This window comes from Pseudomonas sp. 43(2021) (assembly GCF_017490805.1).
In the GTDB taxonomy this organism is placed as follows: domain Bacteria; phylum Pseudomonadota; class Gammaproteobacteria; order Pseudomonadales; family Pseudomonadaceae; genus Aquipseudomonas.
In genome coordinates, this window is sequence record NZ_JAFGYJ010000002.1 from 23,883 (window position 1) to 39,070 (window position 15,188).

General features: G+C 62.8%; 11 protein-coding genes. All 11 read right to left on the reverse strand.

Annotated elements, in window-relative coordinates:
- Positions 1 to 8 precede the first annotated feature (8 nt).
- Positions 9 to 1,439 (reverse strand): MBL fold metallo-hydrolase, encoded by a 1,431-nt coding sequence (locus tag J5M71_RS01670; RefSeq protein ID WP_207829048.1) that lies wholly within the window; start codon positions 1,437 to 1,439, stop codon positions 9 to 11.
- 102 nt (positions 1,440 to 1,541) lie between these two features.
- Entirely contained in the window at positions 1,542 to 1,805 is a 264-nt protein-coding gene (locus tag J5M71_RS01675; protein ID WP_207829056.1) for a lipopolysaccharide assembly protein LapA domain-containing protein, read from the reverse strand.
- 19 nt (positions 1,806 to 1,824) lie between these two features.
- Positions 1,825 to 2,124: an integration host factor subunit beta gene (ihfB, locus tag J5M71_RS01680; RefSeq protein WP_013971456.1), complete on the reverse strand. Its 300-nt coding sequence runs from the start codon at positions 2,122 to 2,124 to the stop codon at positions 1,825 to 1,827.
- A 348-nt stretch (positions 2,125 to 2,472) separates the two neighbouring features.
- On the reverse strand, positions 2,473 to 3,540 hold the full coding sequence (locus J5M71_RS01685) for an acyltransferase (RefSeq protein ID WP_207829058.1): 1,068 nt from the start codon (positions 3,538 to 3,540) through the stop codon (positions 2,473 to 2,475).
- An 81-nt stretch (positions 3,541 to 3,621) separates the two neighbouring features.
- Positions 3,622 to 5,298, reverse strand: coding sequence for a 30S ribosomal protein S1 (rpsA, locus tag J5M71_RS01690; RefSeq protein ID WP_003252673.1), 1,677 nt, complete (start codon positions 5,296 to 5,298; stop codon positions 3,622 to 3,624).
- Positions 5,299 to 5,422: 124 nt separating this feature from the next.
- On the reverse strand, positions 5,423 to 6,109 hold the full coding sequence (gene cmk / locus J5M71_RS01695) for a (d)CMP kinase (protein WP_063911621.1): 687 nt from the start codon (positions 6,107 to 6,109) through the stop codon (positions 5,423 to 5,425).
- Positions 6,106 to 8,313, reverse strand: a complete 2,208-nt coding sequence (locus tag J5M71_RS01700; protein ID WP_233687214.1) for a bifunctional prephenate dehydrogenase/3-phosphoshikimate 1-carboxyvinyltransferase — start codon at positions 8,311 to 8,313, stop codon at positions 6,106 to 6,108. Before J5M71_RS01700 ends, cmk begins: the two co-directional genes overlap by 4 nt.
- A gap of 211 nt (positions 8,314 to 8,524) precedes the next feature.
- Entirely contained in the window at positions 8,525 to 9,619 is a 1,095-nt protein-coding gene (pheA, locus tag J5M71_RS01705) for a prephenate dehydratase (protein WP_025338102.1), read from the reverse strand.
- Positions 9,619 to 10,704 carry a 3-phosphoserine/phosphohydroxythreonine transaminase gene (serC, locus tag J5M71_RS01710; protein WP_207829062.1) on the reverse strand — a complete coding sequence of 362 codons (1,086 nt, stop codon included), beginning with the start codon at positions 10,702 to 10,704 and terminating at the stop codon, positions 9,619 to 9,621. The genes pheA and serC overlap by 1 nt, the downstream gene beginning before the upstream one ends.
- 231 nt (positions 10,705 to 10,935) lie before the next feature.
- On the reverse strand, positions 10,936 to 13,701 hold the full coding sequence (gene gyrA / locus J5M71_RS01715) for a DNA gyrase subunit A (protein ID WP_207829065.1): 2,766 nt from the start codon (positions 13,699 to 13,701) through the stop codon (positions 10,936 to 10,938).
- A 366-nt stretch (positions 13,702 to 14,067) separates the two neighbouring features.
- A complete protein-coding gene (gene mtnA, locus J5M71_RS01720) occupies positions 14,068 to 15,144 on the reverse strand; it encodes an S-methyl-5-thioribose-1-phosphate isomerase (RefSeq protein ID WP_207829075.1) in 1,077 nt (358 codons plus the stop codon).
- Positions 15,145 to 15,188: the final 44 nt, after the last annotated feature.

A 15,188-nucleotide genomic window follows, 5' to 3' on the forward strand; every position in this document is an offset into this window, starting at 1 on the left:
CCAAGGGTTCAAGGTATCGAAACCTCCAGGCAGGCACCCGCCTGCTCAGCCTGCTGGCGCAACGCTCCTTGCAGGGCCTTTTTTGCGCCCGTTTCGCCATGTACCAGCACCACCTTCGCGGGCTGCACCTGGCCGCCCAAGGCAAACCGCACCAGCCCCTGCTGGTCCGCATGCCCGGAATATCCCGGTAATGTCATGACCTTGGCCCGCAGCTCATGCATCTGCCCATCCAGGTCTATCTGCACGAAGCCTTCCGCCCCTTCGCTGGCCTGTATCACCGAGCCCGGCGTCCCTTTGGCCTGATAACCGACAAACATCACCTCATGCCGCGGGTCCCCAAGCATGGCCTTGAGGTAATTGACGATGCGCCCGCCCGAGCACATGCCATTGCCGGCAATGACGATCGCTGGCCGCCCGGTGCTCTTGAGATAATTGACCACTTGCTGGTGACGGGCATGGGTGTCCACGCTGATCAACTGACTGAAACCCAGCGGGTCGCGCCCTTCGGCAAAGCGTGCCCTGGCTTCGGCATTCCAGTAGTCGTGCAGCTCCCGGTACACACCGGTAATGCGCTGTGCCAGGGGTGAGTCAAGGATGATGGGCAGCTGCGACCAGTCGAGCGGGTCGCCATCGGGGGCCGGGCCGGCATTGTTCAGCAAGGCCTTGCGGTGAAGAATGCCTTCGAGCTCGTACAGCAGCTCCTGGGTCCGGCCGAGGCTGAAGGCCGGAATGAGGAGTGTCCCCTCATCGGCCAGGGCGCGGTCGATGGCCGCTTCCAGCCGTTGCTGACGGTCGCCTGCAGGCGGGTGCAGGCGGTCGCCGTAGGTGCTTTCCAACACGAGGACATCGGCCCGTTCCGGAGGCTGCACGGGGCGCAGCAAGGGGTTGCCACAAGCACCGAGGTCACCGGAGAACACGTAGCGGGTGTTGGCTCGTTCGTACTGCACGTCGCATTCGACATAGGCCGAACCCAGCAGATGGCCGGCGCGCTGCAGGCGAACGCGACAGTTGAGACCGGGGTGCTCGACCAGGGTGTGCCATTGCTCGAAAGGCAGGGGCACGATCAGGTCGCGGATGAATTCGAGGTACCTCGCCACATGGGCGGGCTGGCTACTGATGCTCAGCTTGTAAGCGTCTTCCAGCACCAGTGGCAGCAGCCGGGCAGACGGCACGCTGCACAGGATGGGGCCACGATAGCCTGCCGCCAGCAGCGCCGGGATGCGACCAACGTGGTCGAGATGCACATGGGTGATGACCAGGGCCTGAATGCCCTGCACGTCGAAGCCCAGTGGCGCCGACGCTGCGCCTGGCGCCGCCTCGGCGCCCTGCTCCAGGCCGCAGTCGATCAGCAGGCTACTGGTCGGGCCGAGGTGCAGTTGATGGCAGGAGCCGGTAACGCCGCGGGTACCACCGTGATGGGAAAGGACGGGAAAATCCATGCTGCGCACACTCGCCTGGGCCGAAAATGAAGTGCGCTATTACTCCATGACAGCCGGCGCAGGCATAGGTGAGACTTTCCCAAACAGGTGTAGGAAATATCCTTAGTTACCGCTCAGAGCTGCCTGGCGGGCAGAAGCCCTGATCTTGCGCTTGCTGCGCAGTACGCCGTAGGCACCCAGCAGTGGCCCGACTGCCAGGCCAATGACCAGGGCGGCCAGCACCAGCACGGCGACCGGCATGGCCGGGGCTGCCCAACCGAACAGGACCAACGAGACGGTTTGCTGGTTCTCCAGCACGAAGAACAGCACCACAGCCGCCAACAGCAGCACGAACACCGCCGCCAGGGCGCGCTTGAGGTTACGCATCAGATTGCTCCTTGTGGAATCAGGTGTGGGCCTCATGCTCTTCTTCATTGACCCGGTCGCGCAACTCTTTGCCGGGTTTGAAGTGCGGCACGAACTTGCCTTCGAGGCTGACCGACTGGCCAGTCTTCGGGTTACGGCCTACGCGAGGGGCGCGATAGTGCAGCGAGAAGCTGCCAAAACCGCGGATTTCGATGCGATCACCAGTGGCAAGGCATTGTGACATCTGCTCAAGCATGGTCTTGATGGCCAACTCCACGTCCTTGGACGAGAGCAGCCCCTGATGGGTGACAATACGTTCGATCAGCTCCGACTTCGTCATATTTTTCCCTTCGTTATCAAGCAGCTAGATCATTGCTTAACCAGTTTGTAGCACGCTGGGAGGGATTTGAACAGGGTGGTTCTTGACTTAATAAAAAAATTCAAGATTGAAGTTTTACAGGAATGGTCTAGCCGGCGGGGATAGAAAGGCCCGGCTTCATCGCCGGGCAGCACCTGCCTTGGAGGCTACGCATTCCTATGCGAGAGCGGGCGCGCCCGCGAACACGGGCGAAGCCCGTGCCGTCCACCGCACCACCTGCTTCGCGGCGGCCCGACGCATCGACGTGCCCGCTCCCGCAGGGTATCGCGCCAGTTTCTCGAGAGCTGGGTACACCGTTACCCCATGCGCCTATGCCAATTGCTGCCGGGAGTCCGCTCGGGAAAAGCGCTTTCGCATCGCCAGGGCTGGCTTCTCTACCAGCTCCCACGACACATACCCGGCCAACCAGGACGCCGGCACGGCAGCCAACATCAACCAATATGGCCCGGCCCATGGCATCGCACCCGCCAACACTTGCTGGATCGGAAATGCATACAGGTAGATGCCGTACGAGTAATCCTGCACCCACGAAGGCAGCTTCACCTGCGGGCAGTAAGCAAAGTACAGCGTGCCGTAAAGCGTCAGGATGGCACAGGTGAACACCTCAAAGCGCCCACCCTTGCTCAGCAGGAACAGCCCGGCACAGGCAAGCAGCAGCCACCACCGATGCGGGATCACCGCCCGGCACGAATAGAACGCCGAACCCGCCAGGAAGCACACCACCAACTTGAACGGATACTCCCCATAAGCCGGATGCAGGGTATGCAGCCCCAGCGCAATCACCAGCGCCGCCAGCGTCAGCCCTGCCAATGGCCATCGACAAACCCTGGCCACCAGCACCAACACCCCCAGCACCAGGTACATGCGCATTTCCAGCGGAATGGTCCACAAGCTGCCATTGACCGATACCCCATGGAAGCGCGGGGTAAAGCTCACCCCGGGCAGCACGAACTGGGCGTCCTTGAATATCAACAGCGGGCTATAGACGTACTTGTAAACCTGGCCTTTCGCCAAATACTCGGCAAGCGGCAACGAGGTAACCACAGGCCCCAGCACAAAGGCCATGAGCAACAGACACACCAGCAAACCAGGCAAGATCCTCAGCGCACGCGCCAGGTAGAAATCCCGGGCATCATTCCTCTCACCACTGGCAGCGATCAAAAAACCGCTAACCATGAAGAACACTTCAACGCCCAGGCTGTGAACCGGCACCGGCATACCCAGCAGCAGCGCCGGGTCGGTACAACTCAGGCACTCCAGGTAGGACAGAGCAAAGGAATGCCCAACCACCACAGCGGTTGCCGCCAGCAACCTGATAATCAGGAAATTGTTATCACGCCCGCGACCTTTCATGACGTCGCCAAACATCAACATCATCCACACTCCTTGAAATGACCCATTTCCGACATAAAAAAAGGGCGACCCGAGGGTCGCCCTTTTTTACCGATCAAACAGAACTCAGTTCTGCTTGGCCATTGCTTCGCGCAGCAGCGCAGCCATGGTGGTGTCGGCAGCCGCTTCCGGAGCGTTTTTCAGGCTCTGGATGGCTTCGCGCTCTTCAGCATCGTCCTTCGACTTGATGGACAGGCTGATAACGCGGGACTTGCGGTCAACGCTGATGATCTTGGCTTCGATCTCTTCGCCTTCCTTCAGGACGTTACGCGCGTCTTCAACGCGGTCACGGCTGATTTCGGAAGCTTTCAGAGTAGCTTCGATGTCGTCGGCCAGAGTGACGATGGCGCCTTTGGCGTCAACTTCTTTCACGATGCCCTTGACGATAGCGCCCTTGTCATTGACAGCAACGAAGTTGGAGAACGGATCGTCTTCCAGCTGCTTGATGCCCAGGGAGATGCGCTCGCGCTCTGGGTCGACCGACAGGATGACGGTTTCCAGCTCGTCGCCCTTCTTGAAACGACGTACGGCTTCTTCGCCGGTTTCGTTCCAGGAGATGTCGGACAGGTGAACCAGGCCGTCGATGCCGCCGTCCAGACCGATGAAGATACCGAAGTCGGTGATCGACTTGATGGTACCGGTGATCTTGTCACCCTTGTTGAACTGGCCGGAGAAGTCTTCCCATGGGTTGGACTTGCACTGCTTGATGCCCAGGGAGATACGACGACGCTCTTCGTCGATGTCCAGAACCATGACTTCCACTTCGTCGCCAACCTGAACGACTTTCGACGGGTGGATGTTCTTGTTGGTCCAGTCCATTTCGGAAACGTGTACCAGACCTTCAACGCCTTCTTCCAGCTCAGCGAAGCAGCCGTAGTCGGTCAGGTTGGTAACGCGAGCTTGTACGCGAGTACCTTCCGGGTAGCGGGCAGTGATAGCTACCCACGGATCTTCGCCCATCTGCTTCAGACCCAGCGAAACGCGGTTGCGCTCGCGGTCGAACTTCAGAACGCGTACGTCGACTTCGTCGCCAACGTTAACGATTTCCGATGGGTGCTTGATGCGCTTCCAGGCCATGTCGGTGATGTGCAGCAGGCCGTCGATACCGCCCAGGTCCACGAAGGCGCCGTAGTCGGTGAGGTTCTTGACGATACCTTTGACTTGTTGGCCTTCCTGCAGGGTTTCCAGCAGGGCTTCGCGCTCGGCGCTGTTCTCGGCTTCCAGCACGCTGCGACGGGAAACGACAACGTTGTTGCGCTTCTGGTCCAGCTTGATGACCTTGAATTCCAGCTCTTTGCCTTCCAGGTGGGTGGTGTCGCGCACAGGGCGGACATCAACCAGGGAGCCCGGCAGGAACGCACGGATGCCGTTAACGTCGACAGTGAAGCCGCCCTTAACCTTACCGTTGATAACGCCCTTGACCACTTCTTCGGCGGCGAAAGCTGCTTCCAGAACAATCCAGCACTCGGCGCGCTTGGCTTTTTCACGGGACAGTTTGGTTTCGCCAAAGCCGTCTTCGACCGCGTCCAGCGCAACGTGAACTTCGTCACCGACCTTGATGGTCAGCTCGCCAGCTTCGTTGTAGAACTGCTCGAGCGGGATGACGCCCTCGGACTTCAGGCCAGCGTGTACGGTAACCCAGTCGCCGTCGATGTCGACAACGATACCGGTGATGATGGCACCCGGCTGAAGATTGAGGGTTTTCAGGCTTTCTTCAAAGAGTTCTGCAAAGCTTTCGCTCATTTTAATTCCTGTAGATTCGGGCGAAACAGACGCCCATCGCCACATTCCAGACAATGTGGGTTTGTTTTAAGTAAAGGAAAGCCGGCAGGACGTTGACTGGTGCCCCTGCCTGCTCTCCTGGCTATCAGAGAAGGTCGCGCAGCGCGATCTCGCTCCTGATACGTTGCAACACCTGCTCGATGGACAACTCGGTAGAGTCCAACTGAATGGCGTCGGCCGCTGGCTTCAGCGGGGCCACTGCACGTTGGGTGTCGCGCTCATCACGCGCACGAATCTCATCCAGCAGACTCGACAGACTAACATCTTCACCCTTGTCCTTCAACTGCAGGTAGCGGCGACGCGCGCGCTCCTCCGCGCTGGCGGTGAGGAAGACTTTCAACGGCGCGTCCGGGAACACCACGGTGCCCATGTCGCGGCCGTCGGCGATCAGGCCCGGAGCCTCGCGGAATTCGCGCTGACGCACCAGCAGTGCATCCCGCACGGCCGGCAGCGAGGCAACCATCGACGCACCGGCGCCGACGGTTTCGGTGCGGATGACGTTGCTGACGTCCTCACCCTCAAGGATGATTTGTTGCAGCTTACCGGGCTCGGCGGCGATGAACTGCACATCCAGATGGGCGGCAAGCTTGGTCAGCAGCTCTTCGTTGGTCAGGTCGACACCGTGGTTGCTGGCATTGAACGCCAGCAACCGGTACAGCGCGCCGGAGTCCAGCAGCTTCCAGCCCAGCTCGCGAGCCAGCAGCCCGGCGACCGTGCCCTTGCCCGAGCCGCTTGGCCCGTCGATGGTGATGACCGGCGCCAGGGCACTCACGACTTGCCCTCTTCCGCCACGCGGATGCCCACTTCGGCGCACAGTGCCAGGAAGTTGGGGAACGAGGTGGCGACGTTGGCGCAGTCATGGATGCGGATCGGCGCGCTGGCGCGCAGCGAGGCAACGCTGAACGCCATGGCGATACGGTGGTCACCGTGGCCATGCACTTCGCCGCCGCCGAGCTGGCCGCCGTCGATGATGATGCCGTCCGGGGTCGGCTCGCACTTGATGCCCAGGGTGATCAGGCCGTCGGCCATGACCTGGATGCGGTCGGATTCCTTCACCCGCAGTTCTTCGGCACCACGCAGCACGGTACGCCCCTCGGCGCAGGCAGCGGCAACGAACAGCACCGGGAATTCGTCAATAGCCAGTGGCACCAGCTCTTCAGGGATATCGATACCTTTCAGCTTGGCACCGCGCACACGCAGGTCGGCCACTGGCTCGCCGCCGACTTCACGCTGGTTTTCCAGGGTGATGTCGCCGCCCATCAGGCGCAGGATGTCGATCACGCCGGTGCGGGTCGGGTTGATGCCAACGTGTTCCAGCACCAGCTCGGAGCCTTCGGCAATGGACGCTGCCACCAGGAAGAACGCTGCCGAGGAAATGTCGGCCGGCACTTCGATACGGGTGGCAGTGAGCTTGCCGCCGGACTGCAGCGAGGCTACCGGGCCGTTACTCTCGACGCTGTAGCCGAAGCCGCGCAGCATGCGCTCGGTGTGGTCACGGGTAGGTGCAGGCTCGGTGACGGTGGTTTTGCCTTCGGCGTACAGGCCGGCCAGCAGCAGGCAGGATTTGACCTGGGCACTGGCCATCGGCAGCGTGTAGGTCAGCGCCTTGAGCTTGTGGCCACCACGGATGGTCAGCGGCGGGCGGCCGTCCGGGCCGGTCTCGACCACGGCACCCATTTCGCGCAGCGGATTGGCCACACGGTTCATCGGGCGCTTGGACAGCGAAGCGTCGCCGGTCATGGTCACGTCGAACGGCTGGCCAGCCAGCAGGCCCGACAGCAGCCGCATCGAGGTACCCGAGTTGCCCACGTACAGCGGCCCGGGTGGCGGCTTGAGGCCGTGCAGGCCAACGCCGTGAATGGTCACGCGACCATGGTTGGGCCCTTCGATGACCACACCCATGTCACGGAATGCCTGCAGGGTCGCCAGCGCGTCCTCACCTTCGAGGAAGCCCTCGACCTCGGTGGTACCTTCGGCCAGCGAGCCGAGCATGATCGAGCGGTGGGAAATCGACTTGTCGCCCGGTACGCGGATTCGCCCGGACAGGCGGCCACCCGGTTGGGCCAGGAAAATCAGATCGTTGGCGTTCATAGCGTCCACATAGGCCCGTCGGGCCAGGATTTTACTGAAATGCTCGCGGGCAACGCGTGCGCGGGTGAATACACCCAGCAACTGGTGCCCGTCCCCTTCAGCGATCGCGTCGCGCAAAGCGTCGAGATCACTGCGATATGTATCAAGCGTGCGCAGGACAGCGTCGCGGTTGGCGAGGAAGATGTCGTGCCACATGGTCGGGTCGCTGCCGGCGATTCTCGTGAAATCGCGGAAGCCCCCCGCAGCGTACCGGAAGATCTCGAGGTTTTCATTGCGCTTGGCCAGTGAATCCACCAGGCCGAAGGCCAGCAGGTGCGGCAGGTGACTGGTGGCAGCCAGCACTTCGTCGTGGCGCTCGACCGACATGTGCTCCACATCGGCATCCAGCGCGCGCCACAGGCGATCGACCAGGGCCAGGGCGGTCGGGTCGGTTTCGGCCAGCGGCGTGAGAATGACCTTGTGCCGGCGGAACAGGGCGGCATTGGAGGCCTCTACCCCGCTCTGCTCGGAGCCGGCGATGGGGTGGCCGGGGACGAAGCGCGGCAGGCGCTCTCCAAAGACGGCCCGCGCCTCACGCACGACGTTGCCCTTGGCGCTGCCGACGTCGGTGATGACGGCATCGCCAAGGTCGAGCGCGGCCAGGCGGGCCAGGACCTTCTCCATGGCCAGGATCGGCACGGCCAACTGGATGACATCGGCACCGACGCAGGCGGCGGCAAGGTCTTCTTCGCAGCGATCGACCACGCCCAAAGCCACGGCCTGCTTGCGCGAGGGGGCGTCCAGGTCGACACCGACCACTTCGCGGCACAGGCCGCTTTCACGCAGGCCCTTGGCGAACGAGCCACCGATCAGGCCGAGGCCGACCACGACCAGGCGGTTGATGATTGGCGCGGGTTTGGTTGTTACTGCTTTTACCACTGGTGCGAACCCTGTTCAGAAATCTAGACAGCCTGTGAGGGCCATTGGGGCTGTCTTGCAGCCCATCGCGACACAAGGCCGCTCCTACAGGGGCCAGTACAGTTTCGAGGTCTGCACAATACCTGTAGGAGCGGCCTTGTGTCGCGATGGGGCGCGAAGCGGCCCCAACCATCTCAAATCAAAGCACCGCCTTCGGATACGACCCCAGCACCTTCAGCGCCACAGCCTCCTGGCTGATCTGCTCGAGCACCGCCTTGATCAGCGGGTCGCGGTGGTGGCCGACGAAATCGATGAAGAACACGTAGGTCCACTTGCCGCTGCGCGACGGGCGGGTCTCGATGCGGGTCAGGTCGATGCCGTTCTGGTGGAACGGCACCAGCAGCTCGTGCAAGGCACCCGGCTTGTTGCTCATCGAAACGATGATCGAGGTTTTGTCGTCGCCGGTCGGCGGCACTTCCTGGCTGCCGATCATAAGGAAGCGCGTGGAGTTGTCCGGGCGGTCTTCGATCTTCTCGGCCAGGCGCGTCAAACCATACAGGTTGGCCGCCATATCGCCGGCGATCGCCGCCGAGTTCCACTCGCCCTTGACCCGCTTGGCTGCCTCGGCATTGCTCGACACAGCCACGCGTTCCACGTTCGGGTAGTGCGCATCCAGCCACTTGCGGCACTGGGCCAGCGACTGGGCATGGGAGTAGATGCGGGTGATGCTGTCGGTCTTGGTGTTCTCGCCCACCAGCAGGTGGTGGTGGATGCGCAGTTCGACCTCGCCGCAAATCACCATGTCGTGCTCGAGGAAGCTGTCCAGGGTGTGGCTGACCGCACCTTCGGTGGAGTTTTCCACCGGCACCACGCCGAAGTTGACGGCACCGGCCGCCACTTCGCGGAACACTTCGTCGATGGCCGCCATCGGCCGGCTGATCACCGCGTGGCCGAAGTGCTTCATGGCCGCAGCCTGGGTGAAGGTACCTTCAGGGCCGAGGTAGGCGATTTTCAGCGGCTCTTCCAGGGCCAGGCACGATGACATGATTTCGCGGAACAGCCGCGCCATCTCTTCGTTGTCCAACGGGCCCTTGTTGCGCTCCATAACGCGCTTGAGCACGGCAGCTTCACGCTCGGGGCGGTAGAACACCGGCTTTTCGCCCTCGGCCAGCGAGGCGGTCTTGACCTTGGCCACTTCCTGGGCGCAACGGGCGCGCTCGCTGATCAGCTCGAGGATCTTCTCGTCGAGGCTGTCGATGCGAACGCGCAGCGCCTTCAGTTCGTGCTCGGACATCAGCCGTGCTCCTTCTCGAATTCGGCCATGTAGGCCACCAGGGCTTCGACTGCGTCAAGGCCCAGGGCGTTGTAGATCGAGGCGCGCATGCCGCCTACCGAACGGTGGCCCTTGAGGTTGAGCAGGCCACGGGCATCGGCGCCGGCGAGGAAGGCCTTGTCCAGCCGCTCGTCAGCCAGGCGGAACGGCACGTTCATCCACGAACGGGCGTTGTGGCTGATCGGGTTGGTGTAGAACTCGCTGCTGTCGATGAAGCCGTACAGGCGGTCTTTCTTGGCGCGGTTGCGCTGCTCCATGGCATCGACGCCACCCTGCTCTTTCAGCCACTCGAACACCAGGCCCGAGAGGTACCAGGAGTAGGTGGCCGGGGTGTTGTACATCGAGCCGTTGTCGGCCGAGACCTTGTAGTCGAGCATGGTCGGGCAGCAGCTGCGGGCGTGGCCCAGCAGGTCTTCACGCACGATCACCACTACCAGGCCGCTCGGGCCGATGTTCTTCTGCGCGCCGGCGTAGATCAGGCCGTACTGCGATACGTCGATCGGGCGCGAGAGAATGTCGGAGGACATGTCGACCACCAGCGGCACGTCACCGGTTTCCGGCACCCAGTCGAACTGCAGGCCACCGATGGTCTCGTTGGACGCGTAATGCACGTAAGCGGCGTCCTTGGTCAGCTTCCACTCATTCTGGCCCGGGATGGCCAGGTAGTCGTAGGGCTTGGCGCTGGCGGCGACGTTGACGTTGCCAAAGCGGCGCGCTTCCTCGATGGCCTTTTTCGACCAGATGCCGGTCTCGATGTAGTCGGCGGTGCCGTTTTCCGGCAGCAGGTTCAGCGGGATTTCGGCGAACTGCTGGCTGGCGCCGCCCTGCAGGAACAGCACCTTGTAGTTGGAGGGGACGGAAAGCAGGTCACGCAGGTCCTGTTCGGCCTTTTCGGCGATGGCCACGTAATCGTCGCTGCGATGGCTCATTTCCATCACCGACAAGCCCTTGCCACGCCAATCCAGCATCTCGGCCTGGGCGCGCTGCAGAACAGCGTCAGGAAGCGCGGCAGGGCCCGCGCAGAAGTTAAAGGCTCGTTTGCTCACATCCACTCTCGCTCTGCCAAATAGAACAAATCGTCAATCTTCGATGCTGCCAGGAACCCTGTGGGAGCGGGTTTACCCGCGAACAAGGGCGAAGCCCTTGCCATGCACCGCGGTGTCTTCTTCGCGGGTAAACCCGCTCCCACAGGCTATTGCACCGCCCTTGAGGACGTTGCCAACTCTAATCAGTCAAACGGGGCGACCTTGGTCGCCCCGTTCGGGTTCTACGCTTGCTTACTCCTGCGGGGCCTCTTCGGCGCCAGCAGCTTCTTCGTTGTCTGGCGCTTCAGCCTCGACGCCCTCTTCGTCCGTCTCGATCACATCATCGAGCTCTTCCTCGGACGGCTCCTGGATACGCTCCAGGCCTACCAGTGTCTCGTCAGTGGCCAGCTTGATCAAGGTCACACCCTGGGTGTTACGCCCCAGGCTGGACACTTCGCCAACGCGGGTACGCACCAGCGTGCCCTGGTCGGAGATCAGCATGATCTCTTCGCCTTCCTGCACCTGGATGGCGCCGATCAGCAGGCCGTTGCGCCCCTTGGTGCCCATGGCGATCACGCCCTGGCCACCACGGCCGCGACGCGGGAACTTGGATAGCGGGGTGCGCTTGCCAAAGCCACGCTCGGAGGCGGTGAGGATCTGCGCGCCGGATTCCGGGATCAGCATGGAGATGATCTGCTGGCCCTTGCCCAGCTTCATGCCGCGCACGCCACGGGCGTTACGGCCCATCTCGCGCACCACGCTTTCAGCGAAGCGGATCACCTTGCCGGCGTCGGAGAACATCATGACTTCCTTGGCACCGTCGGTGATGGCCGCAGCGATCAGGGTGTCACCTTCCTTCAGCTTCAGGGCGATCAGGCCGTTGGAGCGCGGACGGGCGAACTGCACCAGCGGGGTCTTCTTCACGGTACCCGAAGCGGTGGCCATGAAGATGTAGGCGCCGGTCGGCTCGGCCACCCACTCAGGGGTGTCGCCGTCTTCCTCGTCCACTTCCTCGGCCTCGACCACTTCACCTTCGAGCACGGTGTCTTCCGCGTCCTCCAGCTCTTCATCGGCGCCAGCATTCTGCTGCAGGGCCTCGAGGTCGATCTGCAGCATGGCGGTGATGCGCTCACCTTCCTCCAGCGGCAACAGGTTGACCAGTGGGCGGCCGCGGGCGGCGCGGGACGCTTCAGGGATGTCGTAGGTCTTCAGCCAGTAAACCTTGCCCTTGCTGGAGAACAGCAGCAGGGTGGCGTGGCTGTTGGCAACCAGCAGGTGCTCGACGTAGTCCTCGTCCTTCACCCCGGTAGCCGACTTGCCTTTGCCGCCACGGCGCTGGGCCTGGTAGGCGGACAGCGGCTGGGTCTTGGCGTAGCCGCCGTGGGAAATGGTCACCACGCGCTCTTCTTCCGGGATCATGTCGCCGTAGTTGAGGTCGTGGCGCGCATCGAGAATTTCGGTGCGGCGGGCATCGCCGTATTCGGCGCGGATGGCTTCCAGCTCTTCGCGGATCACTTCCATCAGGCGCTCGGCGCTGCTGAGGATGCGGATCAGCTCACCGATCTGCTCGAGGATTTCCTGGTACTCGGCCAGCAGCTTCTCGTGCTCAAGACCGGTCAGGCGGTGCAGGCGCAGGTCGAGAATGGCTTGTGCCTGTTCCGGCGACAGGTAGTACTTGCCTTCACGCAGGCCGTACTGCTCCGGCAGGTCCTCAGGGCGGCAGGAATCGGCGCCGGCGCGCTCGACCATGACCTGCACGGCACTGGATTCCCAGGCGGTGGAGACCAGGGCCTCCTTGGCTTCGGACGGGGTCGGCGAGGCCTTGATCAGGGCGATGACCGGGTCGATGTTGGACAGTGCGACCGCCTGGCCTTCAAGGATGTGGCCGCGTTCGCGGGCCTTGCGCAGCTCGAACACGGTACGGCGGGTCACCACTTCACGGCGGTGACGGACGAACGCCTCGAGCAGGTCCTTGAGGTTGAGCAGGCGCGGACGACCGTCGACCAGGGCGACGACGTTGATGCCGAACACGCTCTGCAGCTGGGTCTGCGAATACAGGTTGTTGAGCACCACCTCCGGCACCTCGCCGCGACGCAGCTCGATGACGATGCGCATGCCGTCCTTGTCGGACTCGTCGCGCAGCTCGGTGATGCCTTCGATCTTCTTCTCTTTGACCAGCTCGGCGATCTTCTCGATCAGGCGTGCCTTGTTCAGCTGGTACGGCAGCTCGGTGACCACGATCTGCTGGCGGCCGCCGACCTTGTCGATGTCTTCGATTTCGGAGCGGGCGCGCATGTAGATGCGGCCGCGGCCTGTGCGATAGGCCTCGATGATGCCCTGGCGGCCGTTGATCAGGCCGGCAGTCGGGAAGTCCGGGCCGGGGATGTGCTGCATCAGCTCATCGATGGTGACTTCGGGGTTGTCGATGAGTGCCAGGCAGCCATCGATGACCTCGCCGAGGTTGTGCGGCGGGATGTTGGTTGCCATGCCCACGGCGATACCGCTGGAACCGTTGACCAGCAGGTTGGGGATACGGGTCGGCATGACCGCCGGGATCTGCTCGGTGCCGTCGTAGTTGGGCACCCAGTCGACGGTCTCTTTGTGCAGGTCGGCCAGCAGTTCGTGGGCCAGCTTGGCCATGCGCACTTCGGTGTATCGCATGGCTGCGGCGTTGTCGCCGTCCACCGAACCGAAGTTGCCCTGGCCATCGACCAGCAGGTAGCGCAGCGAGAACGGCTGGGCCATACGCACGATGGTGTCGTAGACCGCAGTGTCGCCATGCGGGTGGTACTTACCGATCACGTCACCGACCACACGGGCGGATTTCTTGTACGGCTTGTTCCAGTCGTTGCCCAGTTCGCTCATCGCATAGAGAACGCGGCGATGCACGGGCTTCAAGCCGTCACGCGCATCGGGCAGCGCTCGCCCGACAATCACGCTCATCGCGTAGTCGAGGTAGGACTGTCTCAGTTCGTCTTCGATATTGACCGGGAGGATTTCTTTGGCCAGTTCGCCCATGAGAAGCCTGATTCCTTTTTCTGGTGAAACTTCGCAGCTCCATCAAGGGCCGAACGAAGCTCGCCGCCGCAGCGCATAAGGGTGCGACGACTTACGACAAATCAATGAGTTGTGCCATGGATCTGCGCAATGAAGGCCGCTGTGGTGGGCGGTCTTGGAAACTGCCGGATGTTATCACAAAGGCAGGGGCGGTGGGGAGATGTGGCAGGTGGCCTCAAGCGGCTTTGGATATTGATCTTCCATAACCTGTGCCGGCCTCTTCGCGGGTGAACCCGCTCCCACAGGGTTATCACAAGGCCTGAGGGAGACGGCACACCTGTGGGAGCGGGTTTACCCGCGAAGAGGCCGGCACAGGCACTACGAATATCAGTGCAACCGCTTGCGGCATATCAGTTGCGCCAGCTTGGCGGTATCCGGCCGCTCGACGATGCCGCGCTCGGTCACGATCACGTCGATCAGGTCGGCCGGGGTCACGTCGAATACCGGGTTGAATACCTCGACATCCGGCGCCACGCGGGTGCCGCCAATGTCCAGCAACTCGTCGGCAGCGCGCTCTTCCAGCGGGATGTCCTCACCCGTGGCCAGGTTCAGGTCGATGCTGGTGCTCGGCGCCACCACCATGAAACGCACGCCATGGTGCATGGCGCTGACTGCCAGCTGGTAGGTGCCGATCTTGCTGGCAACGTCGCCGTTGGCGGCAATGCAGTCCGCACCTACCACCACCCAGGTGATGCCCTTGCTCTTCATCAGGTGGGCCAGCGCCGAGTCGGCGCACAGGGTCACCGGGATGCCTTCGTTGGCCAGTTCCCAGGCGGTCAGGCGCGAGCCATGCAGCCAGGGGCGTGTCTCGCCGGCATACACCCGCTCGACCATGCCCTCCAGGTAGCCGGCGCGGATCACCCCCAGCGCAGTGCCGAAACCACCACCGGCCAGGGCGCCGGCATTGCCGTAGGTGAGCAGGGTCTGGGCGTTGCCCTGGTGACGGCGAATCAGCTCGACACCCTGCTGGGCCATGGTCAGGTTGGCTTCGCGGTCGCTTTCATGAATGGCCACCGCTTCGGCCTCCAGCGCCGCCAGCACGCCCTCATCCGGACGCAGGCGCTGCAGGCGCTCGCGCATGCGGTTCAGCGCCCAGAACAGGTTGGCGGCGGTAGGGCGCGCTTCGGCCAGGGTGAGGAAGTCATCTTCCAGGTCCATTTCCCAATCACCCCCCTCGGCCAGCCGCTCTTCCAGGGCCAGCACCAGGCCATAGGCCGCGGCAATGCCGATGGCCGAGGCGCCGCGCACGACCATGTCGCGGATCGCCGCCGCCACCTGCGCGACATTGTCGCAGGCCAGCCAGCGTTCTTCTGACGGCAGCAGGCGCTGGTCGAGCAGATGCAAGACGCCGTCCTGCCAGCGGATCCCGGTCACCTTCTCCGCCGCCAAAAGTCGCTCGCGCATCGCCTCTCCCCGTCGTTCGGATATCAAAAGCCGGCGATTATAGC